The organism is Autumnicola lenta, from assembly GCF_031846515.1.
GTDB classification, from domain to species: Bacteria; Bacteroidota; Bacteroidia; order Flavobacteriales; family Flavobacteriaceae; genus Autumnicola; species Autumnicola lenta.
On sequence record NZ_JAVRHO010000008.1, the window covers coordinates 133418 to 149064 of the forward strand.

General features: G+C 38.3%; 16 protein-coding genes. 10 read left to right on the plus strand and 6 right to left on the minus strand.

What is annotated here, in order from left to right:
- Window positions 1-328: 328 nt before the first annotated feature.
- Window positions 329-1477, minus strand: coding sequence for a cysteine desulfurase family protein (locus RM545_RS07610; protein WP_311494715.1), 1149 nt, complete (start codon window positions 1475-1477; stop codon window positions 329-331).
- Between the two features lie 124 nt (window positions 1478-1601).
- On the opposite strand from RM545_RS07610, the gene RM545_RS07615 reads away from it, so the two are divergent.
- A complete protein-coding gene (locus RM545_RS07615) occupies window positions 1602-2633 on the plus strand; it encodes a hypothetical protein (protein ID WP_311494716.1) in 1032 nt (343 codons plus the stop codon).
- On the opposite strand, the gene RM545_RS07620 is transcribed toward RM545_RS07615, so the two are convergent.
- On the minus strand, window positions 2630-3181 hold the full coding sequence (locus tag RM545_RS07620; RefSeq protein ID WP_311494717.1) for a DUF8465 domain-containing protein: 552 nt from the start codon (window positions 3179-3181) through the stop codon (window positions 2630-2632). The genes RM545_RS07615 and RM545_RS07620 overlap by 4 nt on opposite strands.
- A gap of 1 nt (window position 3182) precedes the next feature.
- Entirely contained in the window at window positions 3183-3386 is a 204-nt protein-coding gene (locus RM545_RS07625; RefSeq protein ID WP_311494718.1) for a hypothetical protein, read from the minus strand.
- 713 nt (window positions 3387-4099) lie between these two features.
- Here RM545_RS07625 and RM545_RS07630 point away from each other — a divergent pair.
- The 3 genes from RM545_RS07630 to RM545_RS07640 are packed head-to-tail and all read left to right on the plus strand — an operon-like array spanning window position 4100 to window position 6480.
- Window positions 4100-5845, plus strand: a complete 1746-nt coding sequence (locus RM545_RS07630; RefSeq protein ID WP_311494719.1) for a T9SS type A sorting domain-containing protein — start codon at window positions 4100-4102, stop codon at window positions 5843-5845.
- The gene (locus RM545_RS07635; RefSeq protein WP_311494720.1) at window positions 5845-6129 is read left to right on the plus strand and encodes a DUF2752 domain-containing protein; all 285 of its coding nucleotides are present in this window, start codon (window positions 5845-5847) and stop codon (window positions 6127-6129) included. Before RM545_RS07630 ends, RM545_RS07635 begins: the two co-directional genes overlap by 1 nt.
- A 15-nt stretch (window positions 6130-6144) precedes the next feature.
- Window positions 6145-6480, plus strand: coding sequence for a CCC motif membrane protein (locus tag RM545_RS07640; protein ID WP_311494721.1), 336 nt, complete (start codon window positions 6145-6147; stop codon window positions 6478-6480).
- 68 nt (window positions 6481-6548) lie between these two features.
- On the opposite strand, the gene rocD is transcribed toward RM545_RS07640, so the two are convergent.
- Window positions 6549-7793, minus strand: coding sequence for an ornithine--oxo-acid transaminase (gene rocD / locus RM545_RS07645; RefSeq protein WP_311494732.1), 1245 nt, complete (start codon window positions 7791-7793; stop codon window positions 6549-6551).
- Window positions 7794-7963: 170 nt separating this feature from the next.
- Between rocD and rlmD the strand changes: the two genes are divergently transcribed.
- Genes rlmD through RM545_RS07660 form a run of 3 tightly spaced genes read left to right on the plus strand, consistent with a single transcriptional unit; the run spans window position 7964 to window position 10619 of the window.
- A complete protein-coding gene (gene rlmD / locus RM545_RS07650) occupies window positions 7964-9373 on the plus strand; it encodes a 23S rRNA (uracil(1939)-C(5))-methyltransferase RlmD (RefSeq protein WP_311494722.1) in 1410 nt (469 codons plus the stop codon).
- A 51-nt stretch (window positions 9374-9424) separates the two neighbouring features.
- Window positions 9425-9946: a DUF6452 family protein gene (locus RM545_RS07655; protein WP_311494723.1), complete on the plus strand. Its 522-nt coding sequence runs from the start codon at window positions 9425-9427 to the stop codon at window positions 9944-9946.
- Window positions 9912-10619 (plus strand): DUF6048 family protein, encoded by a 708-nt coding sequence (locus tag RM545_RS07660; protein WP_311494724.1) that lies wholly within the window; start codon window positions 9912-9914, stop codon window positions 10617-10619. Before RM545_RS07655 ends, RM545_RS07660 begins: the two co-directional genes overlap by 35 nt.
- Window positions 10620-10782: 163 nt before the next feature.
- Here the strand turns inward: RM545_RS07660 and RM545_RS07665 are convergent, their stop codons facing one another.
- Window positions 10783-11943: a THUMP domain-containing class I SAM-dependent RNA methyltransferase gene (locus tag RM545_RS07665; protein WP_311494725.1), complete on the minus strand. Its 1161-nt coding sequence runs from the start codon at window positions 11941-11943 to the stop codon at window positions 10783-10785.
- A 106-nt stretch (window positions 11944-12049) separates the two neighbouring features.
- Between RM545_RS07665 and RM545_RS07670 the strand changes: the two genes are divergently transcribed.
- From RM545_RS07670 to RM545_RS17630, 3 genes are read left to right on the plus strand one after another with little or no spacing between them, the layout of a single operon-like run.
- A complete protein-coding gene (locus RM545_RS07670) occupies window positions 12050-12718 on the plus strand; it encodes a ZIP family metal transporter (RefSeq protein WP_311494726.1) in 669 nt (222 codons plus the stop codon).
- A 41-nt stretch (window positions 12719-12759) separates the two neighbouring features.
- Window positions 12760-13188: a DUF4268 domain-containing protein gene (locus tag RM545_RS07675; RefSeq protein WP_311494727.1), complete on the plus strand. Its 429-nt coding sequence runs from the start codon at window positions 12760-12762 to the stop codon at window positions 13186-13188.
- Window positions 13189-13245: 57 nt separating this feature from the next.
- Window positions 13246-14262: an acyltransferase family protein gene (locus RM545_RS17630; protein WP_432264577.1), complete on the plus strand. Its 1017-nt coding sequence runs from the start codon at window positions 13246-13248 to the stop codon at window positions 14260-14262.
- A 119-nt stretch (window positions 14263-14381) separates the two neighbouring features.
- Here RM545_RS17630 and xth read toward each other — a convergent pair whose 3' ends face one another.
- Window positions 14382-15152, minus strand: coding sequence for an exodeoxyribonuclease III (xth, locus tag RM545_RS07680; RefSeq protein ID WP_311494728.1), 771 nt, complete (start codon window positions 15150-15152; stop codon window positions 14382-14384).
- Between the last annotated feature and the right edge of the window lie 495 nt (window positions 15153-15647).

Here is a 15647-nt window from a genome sequence, read left to right on the forward strand (position 1 = left end):
GCGCAGTGGTTGATTTTGGCACGCATGAAAAAATGACAAATTTTGGGCTGTAGAAGAACTTTTGTGCTTCTTAAAATTGTAAATCTTCAGAAAAATAAGCCTCCAGGGAAAAGTTTTATGCTGCGGAAGAGGATAAAACCTACAAAAAGCGGAAATAGAATTAAAATAATCTTTTAAAGTTCTGAACATCTAAAGCCTAACCTTTAAAATTTCAATTTTCGCCCTTCGGTTTGTTAGACCTCACAGGTTTTAAAAAACCTGTGAGGTCTGGCGTAAAGACTGATTTCTGCCTGCCCTCAAAAACGCCAATTATCGATCTTGTATTGAATCAGGCTTCAATAAACTCTTTTAGAACCTCCACAACATAATCGATTTCTTCTGTGGTATTGTATTTCGAAAAGCTAAAACGGATAGAAGGCTTTGCTAAATCTTCTTCAGCTAAAAAAGCGCTTAGAACATGGGATTCTTTGCTGCTTCCGCTTTGGCAGGCACTGCCTTTTGAACAAGCTATACCTTTTAAATCCAACTGAAACAACAGCATTAGCGCTTTTTCCGAAGAAACCGGGAGGCAGATATTGATAAGCGTGTAAGTGCTGCTTTCAGGGTCTTCGCAATTACCATTGAATTTCACCCCCGGAATTTGACTCTTTAGGGCAGCGATGAAGTGCTTCTTTAAAGCTAAAACTTCAGCTTTTTCTTCTTCAAGTTTATCGTATGCAATTTTTATAGCTTCCTCCAGTCCTACAATATTGTGTACACCTTCTGTTCCGGCACGATGCCCCCGCTCCTGCTCTCCTCCAAAAATAAGCGGTTTTAGTCCGCTGTTTTTCCTTACAAATGCAAATCCCACACCTTTTGGTCCGTGGAATTTATGAGCACTGGCGGCCAAGAAATCTATTGGGATCTCCTTCAGGTCGAGTTGATAATGTCCAACAGACTGTACTGTATCTGAATGAAAAAGGGCATTATTTGCCTTGCATATTTCAGCTACTTCTTTAAGGTCGATTTTATTGCCAATTTCGTTGTTTACGTGCATTAAACTCACCAGCGTTTTTTCTTCCGAAGCAGCCAGCAAACGCTTGAGATCTTCCAAAACGACATTGCCTTTCCCGTCCAGCTTTATACAATCCACTTCTATTCCGAAGGATCTTTGCAACTGCTCTACAGTATAAAGTACCGCATGGTGCTCTATCCTTGAAGTAATTATTCGCTTTACCCCAAGATCACGTACAGCACTATTTAGCACCAGATTATCGGCCTCTGTACCTCCCGAAGTAAAGATAATTTCAGATGCAGAAACGTTAAGTAAAGACGCAACCGTCTTTCTTGCCTGTTCAACTAAAGTTTTAGATGATCTACCATAACTGTGAGCAGATGAGGGGTTTCCGAAATTTTCCTTCATCACTACACTCATTCTGTCAATGACTTTTCCCCTTATTTGGGTAGTTGCTGCTGAATCTAAATATACTTTTTTCATGGGTTGTAAAAATAGCGGATTTTAAATTATTTATAAGAAGCTTCCTTATAAATCTATATTTCCTCTACTTTTGTTTTGGAACATAAATCCAAAAGATCGCGTTCCAATTTTTAAAGTTTTAAAAATGAAAAAGATTTTTGCCCTGATAATTTTTGGCTGTGTGATGATCGCGTGTGATAGTGGAGACATTATTGTGACAAGTTTTGATCTGGAAGACAGTCAGCTGCAACTTTGCGGACGTGAAACAAAAGTACTTTTCGCCACCAACAGCGAAGATGTATATGAATCTATGTCTCTCTTAGTTTCAGGAAATGAAATAAGTTCTGAAGTCAATAAATTAAGAACCCGTCCGGGATCTGTGGAAATACCGCTAAATAATACTAACCGACTGGTTTATCGCATCTATGATGATGCACTTCCTACTTCCAGTAGCAATCCCTATTTTTGTAGTGATATACCTCCCAGTGAACCACAAGTACTGGAAGAATACAAGAGTTCCACCAGAGGAGTTATTTTAATTACCACCATTTTTCGTGATGAAACAAACGATGCTGACGCTGATGGCGATGGTGTTTCGAACTTAATAGAAGGTTTTGACCTGGAAAACGGCGAACATCTGGATTCTGATGGAGATGGGATTCCCGATTATCTGGATATAGATGATGATAATGATAACGTGCCAACGAGGCTGGAAACAAATCCAAGCAGAGATCCTGTAGTTATGATAAATGACCGGGATTTTCGTGATACCGACGAAGATGGTATCCCCAACTTCCTGGATGCAGATGATGATGAAGACGGGTCACCAACCAGGAATGAAGTTAATGAAGATAACAGAAGTACTCCAAATTTATACGTGAATGCGGCAAATATCCCATACTACCTTGACCGTCAAAATGCTATTTTTCTTGAAAATCCTGTATACCTGGAGAACGTAATCCAGAACAGGAGAATAAGAACGTATGTAGAACTAAGAGATTTTTCTCTGATAAAACAAGATGGTAGCGGAGAAGAAATTAAATTTGTTGAATATAACCTTGGCTTCTACGATGAATCTATTGCAGTTATCCTTTCCAGAGGCGATGAGGAAGATGAGGGAAATGAAGAGGAACCTGAAGATGAGGATGCTACAGAAGAAGGGGAAGAAACAAATTAGTCACGCACATTCTGAAAAATATATACTTCAGTAGCACCAAGACCGTATTTTTTAAAATCAGCATCATAAAATTTCACATTGGCATAACGACCAAAAAGATAATCAAGTTCGGCTTTTAAGACTCCTTCCCCAACTCCGTGGATAAAAACAATTTTTTGTATTCTCTTTTCCATTGCAAATTCCAGCTGCCGCCGTGCTGTATCTAACTGGATATCCAACATTTCGTAATTGGATAAACCACGTGCAGATTTGGTGAGTTTATGAATATGCAGATCGACCTCCATTGGAGGGGCATTTCTTTCTTTAGGTTTAGTGCGCTGGCTGTTGTGCTTTTTCGGAACCTTTTTCTCTTCCAGAATTTGATTAAAATCAACGTTTTCCTGGAAATCCTCTATGGGAGTTTCGATTTTTACAAGATCTGAAGCAAGGAATTCCATATTAAAACCCTCGCTGGTCTCAATTTCAATCATGTTTCCATTATTGCTTACCACGACACCTTCCAGGTTGTCATCCAGCAATTCAACTTTATCTCCTTTTTTAAAGTCCATGTTACTCCTGATTTTCGTCTTCTTTATGATCATCCTTTGTTGCAGCCCAATGGTTTGTGGCCCGGTAAAGGCCGATCATAATAATAATTAATCCTCCAATCTTAAAATATGGATTTGCATTATCTGCAGCGATAGCGTAGATAAGGAGTCCGCCGCCGATTATTATCAATACCGTATTCAAAACCTGCGAATTCCCGTTGGTCATATTTTTTATTCTGAAATAGCTTGTTGCTTATAAAATTTTTACAAAGTTATAAGTAAATAATTTTCTGAAGCTGAGAAAATATTTAAATAAAATTATTTCAAAAAATACGTTTCAATAAAATAGATGATTAGGAGAAAGATGTCGCGGTTCCGGCATCTTAAATGATTGGAAATAAAATACATGTGCTAGTATTACCCAGAGCGGTACACTCCCTATATCTAAGGAAAGTTCCGCTATGGGTAATTGTTCGTCATATTTAGAGACGAATTTTTCTTCTTTTATATTGCGGTATTTGCCTGTTTAACCATTTCTCCTGCTCCCTGTTGTCTAGTAAGATCCGTACATAAAGCACAGACAATAGAACAACCAAGGAAAACCCCGATACTAAAAAGAATATCTCCATTCCTAAATTATTTAAGTTCCTATTTCTTCATATAAACCAAAAATAAAGAATATTAGATCCTTCTGATTTGCTCTTTAGTAAGAGTTTAACCTATTCTAAGTTGTTAATTAACAGCTATAACCTAAAAACAAGGAATTACAAAGACTGATTAATGGCTGATAAATTTCTCAGTTTTAATTCTACATGCATCAACTTTTTGAAATATTGACCATTGTGTTTTTTTTACTACCTTTCTTAGAGTCAATTTCTTTAAATGAAACCTGTACTCTTTTTTCTTTTCCTCTGTTTTTACAATTGCTCTTATGGGCAATTGAGCATCTCACCTTCTGCGACCGGAGACAGCTACATGTATGTTAACAACGAAATAGTGTTTGTTGAAGGTGCTATTACTCTGAAAAGAAATTATAATCCAGGCACAAAGGCCAGTCTCTACCTAAGAAGCGAGGCGCAACTATTGCAAGGGGAAAAAGCAGAGAACAAAAACACTGGAGACGGTTTAATATCTTTATTTCAGGAAGGCACTTCCAACGCTTTCGATTATAATTACTGGTCACTTCCCGTTGCAAATACAAGTGCAAATAAGGCTGTAAGTGAAATTCTATATGAACCACTGGGTGTAACCAGGAGTCAGAAAGTTCTTGTAACATCAGACCTTAACGGTACAGCAGACCCCCTAACTATTGCCGGGCGTTGGCTGCACAAGTTTTCGGGATCAGATTATATGGACTGGAGATTTATTGGTGATCATTTTGATCTCCTTCCCGGTGAAGGCTTTACCATGAAAGGCACCAACGGGACGAATCCCAATACTATTAATGGAATCCAGACAAATCCAGGCGGTGCACAACGTTATGATTTTAGAGGTCGGCCAAATGATGGAAAGTACCAGGTGAGAATTATGGAAAATCAGAGTGCCCTTGTAGGAAATCCCTACCCTTCCGCCATACACTTAAGACGCTTTCTGTTTGATAATCCTAACACTACTGGAATTGCGTATTTCTGGGATTCCAAGGATAATGGCCGTTCTCACTATTTGTCAGATTACGAAGGAGGTTACGGAGCCTATTCTCCCGGTGCCAACGCTTATGTGCCGGCCGTATTTAAAAAATTTCAAAATCAGGGAAATGTTTTAGAGGTTACAGGTGAAACCGGAGATATAATTCCGCGTGAATTTGCACCTATTGCTCAGGGATTTATGCTTATTGGAAGTGCAGATGGTTATGTGACTTTTACAAACGAGAGCCGGGTCTACAAAAAAGAGAACAGTGAAAATTCCCAGTTTAAGAGCCTATCAGAAAACTCGGTTGTAACAGAAGTTACTCCCAATCTCCGTCTGGATGTAGAAATAAATAATCTTTATACACGCCCCTTAATTCTAGCTTTTCATGAGGATGCTACTAAAAACGCAGATTGGGCTATGGACGCCATTACACTAAACAGGGTTTCTTCGGATGCAGGATGGTTTATTGATGAAGATTTCTATTTAATTAATGTAATGCCTTTTCCTGCTGAAGAGAAAATTCCGCTAATTATAAATATGGCTTCGGAAGGGCAAATAGTATTCAGTTTAAAATCGACAAAGGCGTTTGAACCGGAAAAAGTTTTTCTATTTGATTCTGAAAAGAATATTCAGACTGATTTAAAAACGAACAGCTATAAAGTTGTTCTTCCAAAAGGAGAATACGAACAGCGGTTCTTCCTTGGCTTAAACATGCCTGCAACTCCACCAGAAGAAACAGAAGTGGAGCAGCCCGCAGCCAGAAAAGATGTCCCAACTACTGCTGAAGGAAAAGCTCTTCCGGAAGCAGGTATTGAAATCCTTCAGAATAATGCTGAAGGTCTACTGCAGCTAAAGGTTTTAAAAGAATCGGGCGTCGATCAGGTAAGTCTTTTCGACCTTAAAGGCAGCAAAATATTTAGTCATAAAATTTCAGGAAAAGAGAAAGAATTCAATTTTTCCACCAACGGACTCAGCGATGGGGTATATATCTTAAGGATAACCACTTCAGATCAAAAACAGATAAGTAAGAAAATCAGGATTAAAAAGCAACAATAATGGAGGAATACATGCTGCCATGTTTAAATAAGCAACTCTTTGGACTGGAGTGCTATGGATGCGGTGGCCAGCGTGCATTAGCCCTACTTATTAAGGGAGATTTTGCAGCGGCTTTCCACATGTTTCCCGCAATATATCCATTAGCATTTCTTTTTGGATTTCTTATTATGAATCTTTTCTTTAAATTTAAACATGATGACACGGTAAAAATAGGTCTCATTATTTTCACTGCTGTTATTATGATCGTGAGTTATCTGTATAAAATAAATCAAATAATCAACTAACTAAACCATTTTATTATGGAAAAAGAACAATTACCAAATTCAACTTTAGTTCTTATTTTTGGAATACTTTCAATTGTTGGCTGTTGTTGTTATGGTGTCTTAGGAGCAATTTTTGGAATTATGGCTATAGTTATGGCCAAAAGAGCCCAACAGGTGTATGAATCCAATCCCGATTTATACACGGGATATCAAAATGTAAAAACTGGTAAAATATTAGGCATTATAGGACTGGTTGTGAGTGTCCTGTACATTGCCGTAATTGTAGTGGTTTTAATAATATACGGGGGAATTGAGGGTATACAGGAAATGCAGGAAGAGATTCTTAGAGAATCCGGAGCATGGCAACAATAGTAAAAATAACTGGATGATTAAAAAACCCCGCTGAAAGGCGGGGTTTTTTAATCATATTCCGAAACATTTTATTTTTCAAACTGCTTTAGTGTATCTGTAATAATATCTACACAATCCCTTAGCTGCTCTTCGTTCATTACCAATGGTGGTGCAAAACGAATAATATTACCGTGAGTTGGTTTTGCCAGGAGACCATTTTCCTTAAGTGCAACACAAATATCCCAGGCAGTAGTACTATCAGGAGAATCGTTTATCAGGATTGCATTTAGAAGCCCTTTACCTCTTACTTCGTTTACAATATTGGAATCCCGTATATAATCATCCAGCAACCTTCGGAATAAACCTCCAAGCTTCTCAGCATTCTCAGCAAGTTTTTCATCACGAATAACTTCAAGCGCCGCATGTGCTACTGCACAGGCTAAAGGATTTCCTCCAAAAGTGGAACCGTGCTGACCCGGTTTTATCACGTTCATCACCTTATCATCTGCCAAAACTGCAGAAACAGGATATACACCACCTGAAATAGCCTTCCCGAGGATAAGTATATCAGGTTTTACATTTTCGTGGTCTACTGCAAGTAATTTTCCCGTACGGGCAATACCGCTTTGTACTTCATCTGCAATAAACAGAACGTTATGCTTTTCGCAAAGTGCCTTGGTTCTTTCCAAATAACCTTGAGAAGGCACATATACCCCAGCTTCTCCCTGTATAGGTTCAACCAGGAACCCGGCAATATTTTCATTTTCTTCAAGCACCTTTTCCAGTGCGTCTACATCGTCGTAAGGAATTTTAAGAAATCCGGGGGTGTAAGGTCCAAAATTCTTTCTTGCGCCTTCATCGTTAGAAAACGAAATTATCGTGGTAGTTCTTCCATGGAAGTTATTTTCACAAACCACGATCTGCGCTTCAGTTTCCTGTACGCCTTTTGTTTCATATGCCCATTTTCTGGCAAGTTTAATAGCTGTTTCCACAGCCTCTGCACCGGTATTCATTGGCAGCAGCTTATCAAAACCAAAATACTCAGTCGCATATTCTTCAAAAGGTCCTAAGACGTCATTATGAAAGGCTCTTGAAGTCAGCGTTAATTTAGCAGCCTGTTGAGAAAGCGCATCGATAATCCTTGGGTGGCAATGCCCCTGATTCACAGCAGAATATGCAGAGAGAAAATCATAATATTTATTTCCTTCAACATCCCAAACATGAACTCCCTCACCTTTACTCAAAACGGCCGGCAACGGATGATAGTTGTGCGCTCCATGCTTGTCTTCCAATTTAATTGCTTCTTCTGAAGATTTAATTTCCTTTAATGGCATTTCTAATTCTTTTATATCATTTACTTCTTCAATTCCTTCTTGTACCGCTGAATTTATCGGAAATCGGAGAGAAATCATCCTGATTTTGAATCTTCGCAAATTACTAAATGTTTGCTGAAATTTTCAATATGAGCCCCAATAAATCTTAGCTTTTATCCTATTTTTGCGCCATGGGTAGAAAGAAAAAGAACAAGCTTTTTGAAGCAGTTGAAGTTATAGACGCCGGTGCAAAAGGTAAAAGCATTGGTAAAGCGCCAGACGGGAAGGTGGTTTTTATTAATAATGCCGTTCCCGGCGATGTGGCAGATATCCAGACGATAAAAAAAAGAAAATCCTATTACCAGGGTACAGCGGTTAATTTCCATGAATATTCCAGTAAAAGGGTCGAGCCTGTTTGCCAGCATTTTGGCACCTGCGGAGGCTGCAAATGGCAATTTATGGACTATAAATACCAACTGGAGTATAAACAGCAGGAAATTGAAAACAACTTACGCCGGATTGGCAAAGTAGAACTTCCGGAAACGACTCCTATTCTTGGTAGCAAAGAAATCTACTTCTACAGGAATAAAATGGAATTCTCTTTTAGTGACAGCAGATGGCTTACTATGGAAGAGATCCAGAGCGGGAAAGATTTTGACAATAAAAATGCATTGGGTTTCCATATCCCCGGAATGTGGGATAAGATCCTGGACATCAAAAAATGTCATCTTCAGGAAGATCCCAGTAATGCGATCAGAAATTTTATAAAGATTTTTGCTACAGAAAATGACATGCAGTTCTTTAACGCCCGGGAGCAATCAGGATTTTTGCGCACATTAATGATTCGCACCTCTTCCACCGGAGAAATTATGGTGCTGCTTCAGCTCTTTGAAGAAGATAAAGAAAAGAGGGAGCTTTTGCTGGACAATATTCTTGCGGAGTTTCCTGAAATCACTTCCCTTCAGTACGTGATCAATTCCAAAGGAAATGATACAATTTATGATCAGGAGGTGATCTGTTACCATGGCCGCGACCATATCTTTGAAGAAATGGAAGGCCTTAGATTTAAGATAAATGCAAAATCTTTCTACCAGACTAATTCTGCACAGGCTTACGAATTGTATAAAATCACAAGAGATTTCGCCGATTTAAAAGGAGATGAAATTGTATATGATCTTTATACGGGCACCGGAACTATTGCTCAGTTTGTGGCGGCTAAAGCAAAAAAAGTCATTGGTGTAGAAGCTGTACCCGAAGCTATTAAAGATGCCAAAGAAAATGCTGAACGCAATAACATAGAAAATACAGAGTTCTTCGCCGGAGACATGAGAAAGGTTTTTACCCGGGATTTCATTAATATACATGGTAATCCGGACGTTATAATTACCGATCCGCCAAGGGACGGGATGCACAAAGATGTTGTAGCCCAAATTATTGGTATATTGCCGCAGCGGATCGTGTATGTGAGTTGTAACTCTGCCACGCAGGCTCGCGATCTGGAAATGCTGGATGAACATTATAAGGTAACAAAAGTGCAGCCCGTAGATATGTTCCCCCAAACCTTCCACGTGGAAAATGTGGTTTGTTTGGAAAGGAGATAAACCGGCCGGAAAAGAACTGATATTCTTTTCTAATGAACAACATAATAAGAGATGAAATCATTTTATTCCAAAACAATTTTTATCGCTTTGGCTTCAATTCTGCTTTTTGCAGGATGCCAGCGGGATGATATTTGTCCGGCCAGTACCCAGACTACATCTCTACTCGTTATGAGATTTTATGATATTGAAGACAGGGAAACTCCGCAAGCTCCAATAAATCTGAGGATAAAAGCTGTAGAAGATACCTCAGTTTTTATGCTGGACGTTAACCGCGATAGTATCGCAATTCCGTTAAGAACAGATCAGGATATTACTTCTTACGAGTTTACCTTTAATTATGCTGAAGAAGAGGATCCAGATAGTCCGGTAGAACAGAATAATACTGACATTATTGATTTTTACTACGCCAGGGAGGAAATTTATCTTAATAGGGCCTGCTCATTTAAAATAAATTATTCAGGATTGAATGCCAGAATTGATCCTGGTGAAGATGGTGCCTGGATTTTAGACTATGTCATTGAACAAGAAGAAGTTGAAAATGAAAATAACGCCCACATATCTTTCTATTATTAGCATTATCCTGTTGTTAAGTTTCAACAAGGCAACAGCACAAACGGAACAACCGCAGGATAGTATTGAGTTTGAGCAAAAATATGGGTTGCGGGTTGGCGTGGACCTTAGCAAACTTTTGCGTACAGCATTTCAGGAAGATTATCGTGGCTTTGAGCTGGTAGGGGATTATCGCGTGTATGACAGTTTTTATGCTGCTGCTGAAATTGGCAATGAGCAAATAACCTTTGATGAGGGATTGATAAGAGCAACTTCTTCAGGTAGTTATGCCAAAATTGGAGCAGATTATAATGCATATAACAACTGGCAGGATATGCAGAACAGCATTTTCGTAGGTATCCGCTATGGCTTCGCTACTTTTTCCCAGGAATTGGAAGAATACACTATCTATACAACGACTCCTTATTTTGATCCTGACACCAGAACTCCGGAAAATGGTGAAACCACAGGTTTAACAGCCAATTGGATCGAATTAATGGCAGGAATAAAGGTAGAAGTACTAAAAAACCTTTTTCTTTCTGCCAATGTGCAGCTTAAACGACGAATAGGTCAAAATACGCCTTCCGGTTTTGATAATTTGAGCATTCCGGGCTTTAACCGCACCTACGACGACAGTCAGTTTGGCGTGGGATATGCTTATACCATTTCCTATTTGCTGCCACTTTACAAAAAATAGCTTTCTTTTAGGTTCGGATGTCTCATATAGTACGGCATAATTCGCCTGTTAAGGCCGACGTTCCAAAATGCCAATTATCGACCTTTAGAAAAAAAGGTGCTTAAAATTAAACACTTTAACCTCAATTGAAGATGTACCCTATCCAGACACCGCAAAACTTATTTTAATCCTGCTGTTTGTGCACCTTCTTTGTACCTTCATATATTTCATACTTCAGAAGCCTTGATTCTAAAGCTCCGTTGTACATTTTTATCTTTCGCGAAGGTCGCAAACCAACATTCTTAATAGCTTCCAGGTTAGAAGTAATAAACCACGCCTGTGTCCCTGGATAATTCTGCTTTAGAGTATCACCAATCCTCTTGTAAAATGCAGGCATATCGATTTCTAGACGCTCACCGTAAGGCGGATTAAATACCATATGCAGGTGCCTGTCATTCTCCTTTTCACTCTCGAAAAAATCCTGTCTTTCTATCTTAATAAATTCTGAAAGGTTTGCGTTTTCAACATTATCGATTGCCTTATGCACTGCTGAAGGGGAAGTATCGTAACCTTTTATAGTAAAATGGAATTCCCGAACTTTCTTTAATACAGATTCTTCAATCTTCTCGAAGAGATCCGCATCCCAATCTTTCCACCTTTCAAATGCAAATTCCTTTCGGTTTAAATTTGGGGGAATGTTACACGCAATCATGGCAGCTTCTATTAGCAGGGTTCCACTACCACACATAGGATCCAGAAAATCGCTTTGGCCGTTCCATCCCGACTGCAATAACATGCCGGCCGCCAAAACTTCATTTATAGGAGCGATGTTTGTCGCTGTTTTGTAGCCACGTTTGTGCAAGGACTGTCCGGAACTGTCGAAACTTACATCACAAAAGTTCCCTTCAATATGGATATTAAGACGCAAAGTTGGAAAATCCAGGTCCACATCTGGCCGTTTACCAAATTTATCCCGAAACCGATCTACAATGGCATCTTTGGTTTTTAAGGAAATATATTTAGAATGGGTGAAAGTTTCAGAATGTACGGTGGCATCTATCGCAAGAGTATCGTCCACATCCATAAACTCTTCCCATGGCAGGGCATAAATACTTTTGTAAAGATCCTCTTCAGAATATATTTTAAAGCTTTTATAGGGTTTTAAGACCTTAATTGCCGTCCGCAGACACAAGTTTGCCTTATACATAAAGCCATTATCCCCTGTAAAACTCACATTTCGCGTTCCTTCTTTTATATCCATTGCACCAAGCTCTCTTAGTTCTTTAGCCAAAAGAGGTTCAAAACCAAACATGGTCTTGGCGATCATCTTAAAATTATTTCCCATATCACATTTTTAAAGAACCGCAAAAATACGTTAATTTTGTCCATTATAATAATACGTCCAAAGCTGAAAGTTTTAGGCCAGGAACGCAAACTCCTTCAATAAATTAATGATTTATATTTTACCCTTACTTTCGGTTTTTGCAGGTTACGTAATTTCATTATTCTTAAAACCCTCCTCCTCTACTGTTTTTCAGTTATTACTTTCGTTTAGTGGTGCTTATCTGCTTTCTGTAACAGTATTTGAATTATTGCCGGAAGTCTATTCCAGCGGCTCTTCAGAAATCGGAATCTTTATAATGTTGGGACTTTTGCTCCAAATCATTCTGGAATTTGTTTCCAAGGGAGTAGAGCATGGTCACATGCACCACAATGACGATACCGGTACTTTTCCTGTTCTCTTGCTGGTAAGTTTGAGCCTGCACGCACTTTTGGAAGGTTTCCCTATTAATCACAGCGGGCATCTTTTGCACGGGGTCGTCATCCATAAAATCCCCGTAGCGGCGATCCTTTCGGTTTTCCTTATAAGGTCGAAAATTAGCAAAATAAAGGTTGTTCTTTTTTTAACAATTTTCGGTTTAATGACACCACTTGGAAGCTGGCTGCACAAAAACTTCGAAGTTCTTAATCCGTATTCGGTTTACATTAATGCAATGGTTATTGGTATCTTTTTACACGTTTCTACCACAATTTTATTTGAATCTGCCAAGAATCACACCTTTAATGCATCCAAACTTGCGATTGTAATCTTGGGAATATTACTAGCATATTTCATCTAATATAATTTGTGAATAATTTCTTCGGAAAAAATTATTTAAAAATGTTTAGCAGGGAAGAATCGAAAAAACTAAATCAGGAATTCTGGACAAGCTTCGGAAGAAAATATGAGCAACAATGGATTCTGTACAACACAAAGGTCAAAGAAGTCCAGCTAAAGTTTACTTTTAACAGGAAAATCGCACAGGTCTCTCTGGACATTAGCTCGCCAGATCTCGTTATACAGGAATACTATTACGAAAAGCTGACTTCACTGAAAAAAATTTTTAAAGCTGAATATTTACCCCAAGCAATTTTTGAAGAGAATTACCTCCTACCCGAAGGAAAAACGGTCTCCCGAGTGTATGTTCAGCTGGATAATGTAAGTGTTCATAGTAAGGACGACTGGCCAAAAGTTCAAAACTTTCTTGCTGAGAATATGCTGAAGATGGAATCCTTCTTTACAGACTTTGAAGATTTTATAAAAAGCTGAAAAAATGATTTTTCATTCCTCTCCTTAGTTGAAATTTATATAATCTGATATAAGAAAATGGAAGAATTAAACCAGAGAAAGGAAAAGAGAATAGACGGATTAGATAGCCTCAGATTTCTGGCTTTTCTTATGGTATTTCTTTTCCATACATCAGACATTTTCTTTTTTGGTTTTCTCGGAGTCGATTTCTTTTTCGTACTCTCCAGTTTTATCCTTACGTACCTTGCTAATCTAGAAATCGAGAAAACTTCTAAATTTTCAAAGAGAAATTTTTTTATACGTAGAGTTCTACGGATTTTTCCACTCTACTATCTTGTCCTTGCCTTTAGTCTACTCGTTTTACCTGCTCTGGCAAGCATTTTTGAGGTGGAAATAACTCTTCCGGCAAAGGAATGGTATTTCTGGTTCTTTCTTTCTAATTATGATAATGACCAATATCTCCTACCTCTAAAATTTCTTTGGTCCATAGCTGTGGAAGAACAGTTTTATCTCTTATTTCTAATACTCAGTATATTCTTTACGAAAAATTTCTGGTATGTAATTTTCGTGCTCCTAACAGTTTATATCATACATGCAGCCTCAGACGCATACTTTGGCTGGGAGCAATATAAAACTGTCTCTTTTCATTTAGTTAATTTCAGTTTCGGTATGGCTGCAGGATATCTGTACTTTCAAAATCGATTATCCCACAAATTTTTAAAGAGTAAAATTCTTTTTCCACTATTTTTTGTGGTATCAGCGCTTATATATGCTTCAGTGGATTATAGTATGCTATTTAATATTTTTCTTTCTTTAGATTTTGTACTACTTATTTTTATCACTATAAAAGTCACGTTAGAACGGCAAGGGACATCTCTGGTCTTCAGAACTACAGAATATTTAGGAAAATATACTTACGGATTGTACGTGTACAGCGGATTCGTAATTGTATTTTGTAATATATTTTTAGGCATAGAGAATAAGATTCTTAAAGTGCTAATCGAACTAATACTCCTCTTTATTATTTCCTTCTTCTCATATCACCTATTCGAAAAACAATTTCTTAAATTGAAAAAAATTTACAGGAAAGTTTAAAAGTTCTTTTCCAATAAAGCTCATAGTTATTATAATAAAGTGATAATAGAATGAATCTTTATTTATCTAAATATCCAAATTAAATTACATACTTAGGTGAATGCAACAAAAATTAAACCTCATTTCAGTTCGATCCAAACCGGCACATGATCACTGGTTTTCTCCCACCCGCGTACCTCTTTATCAACCCCTCCAGCAATAAGGCTCTCATCCAATTGCGGGCTCAGTAAAAAATGATCGATACGCAAACCCGCGTTACGTTTATAAGAATTCAGGAAGTAATCGTAAAAGGTATAAATCACTTTATCGGGATATAACTTCCGTATTGCATCAGTCCATCCCTGCTCCACAAGATTTTTAAACGCCAGCCGCACTTCGGGTCTAAAAAGCGCATCATCCTTCCACCGTTCAGGTTTATAAACATCAAGATCAGTAGGCATTACATTATAGTCACCTACTACAACTACCGGAGTTTCCATCTCAAGAAGTTCCGCAGCACGTGCGCTCAGTCGCTCATACCAACGTAGCTTATAGTCAAATTTTGGTCCTGGAGCAGGATTTCCGTTTGGTAGATACAGGCAGGCGATAAGAATATCGCCAACCAAAGCTTCAATATACCTGCTTTGCTCATCATAAGGGTCACCGGGCAGTCCGCGCAGCACTTCGTTTATTTCCAGATCACGTGCCAGAATAGCTACTCCATTCCACCTCTTTTGTCCAAACCAAATCGCACTATAACCAGCATCTTCAATAGCTTTTTTGGGGATTTTTTCATCCGGAGCTTTTAATTCCTGAAGGCAGACAATATCAGGTTTGGAATATTCCAGCCAGCGCAACAAGACCGGCAGTCTTGCATTAATCCCATTAACATTATAGGTCGCAATTTTCATAAAGCTCTAAATCCAGTTTTTATTTGAATTAATATAAGGATTATGGGAGTAATTATCCTTTTTTAAAAAGAACTTATGATATATTTAATTCCATTTTTTATTTGGGCGTGCCCTTCGGGCCGGGCTATCCGCGCTACACGGTAGCCGCTCCTATCCCTCACGCAAAATTCTGGTAAGGATCGATAATTAAAATTTTAGAGGCATCAATTTAATATATAGAGAAGATATCTCTCTCATTTTTTCCATATGTTGATATATAACATTTTTAAAGATTGCCTTTACAACAAAAGTTTACAATATTCAAAACTCTACAGACTCCGTGCCGATATTGGCCATTTTTAAGGCATCATCTTAGAATTCTGGGGGTTCATTTTCGAAAAACAAATTCCTTTGGCGGAATGGTTCCTTCCCTTTTTTAAGGGAAGGTGGGTTTATCAGCGTAAGCTGATAAAGACGGAAGGGTAAAAAAACATGATTACAAGCAGAAATTCCATC

Coding starts and splice junctions, on each gene's coding strand:
- rlmD (WP_311494722.1), top strand. CDS start 7,964: ATGGGTAGAAAGAAAAAGAACAAGCTTTTTGAAGCAGTTGAAGTTATA.
- RM545_RS07640 (WP_311494721.1), top strand. CDS start 6,145: ATGGAAAAAGAACAATTACCAAATTCAACTTTAGTTCTTATTTTTGGA.
- RM545_RS07665 (WP_311494725.1), bottom strand. CDS start 11,943: ATGGGAAATAATTTTAAGATGATCGCCAAGACCATGTTTGGTTTTGAA.
- RM545_RS07610 (WP_311494715.1), bottom strand. CDS start 1,477: ATGAAAAAAGTATATTTAGATTCAGCAGCAACTACCCAAATAAGGGGA.
- RM545_RS07625 (WP_311494718.1), bottom strand. CDS start 3,386: ATGACCAACGGGAATTCGCAGGTTTTGAATACGGTATTGATAATAATC.
- rocD (WP_311494732.1), bottom strand. CDS start 7,793: ATGCCATTAAAGGAAATTAAATCTTCAGAAGAAGCAATTAAATTGGAA.
- RM545_RS07655 (WP_311494723.1), top strand. CDS start 9,425: ATGAAATCATTTTATTCCAAAACAATTTTTATCGCTTTGGCTTCAATT.
- RM545_RS07670 (WP_311494726.1), top strand. CDS start 12,050: ATGATTTATATTTTACCCTTACTTTCGGTTTTTGCAGGTTACGTAATT.
- RM545_RS07660 (WP_311494724.1), top strand. CDS start 9,912: ATGAAAATAACGCCCACATATCTTTCTATTATTAGCATTATCCTGTTG.
- RM545_RS07675 (WP_311494727.1), top strand. CDS start 12,760: ATGTTTAGCAGGGAAGAATCGAAAAAACTAAATCAGGAATTCTGGACA.
- xth (WP_311494728.1), bottom strand. CDS start 15,152: ATGAAAATTGCGACCTATAATGTTAATGGGATTAATGCAAGACTGCCG.
- RM545_RS07635 (WP_311494720.1), top strand. CDS start 5,845: ATGGAGGAATACATGCTGCCATGTTTAAATAAGCAACTCTTTGGACTG.
- RM545_RS07615 (WP_311494716.1), top strand. CDS start 1,602: ATGAAAAAGATTTTTGCCCTGATAATTTTTGGCTGTGTGATGATCGCG.
- RM545_RS17630 (WP_432264577.1), top strand. CDS start 13,246: ATGGAAGAATTAAACCAGAGAAAGGAAAAGAGAATAGACGGATTAGAT.
- RM545_RS07620 (WP_311494717.1), bottom strand. CDS start 3,181: ATGGACTTTAAAAAAGGAGATAAAGTTGAATTGCTGGATGACAACCTG.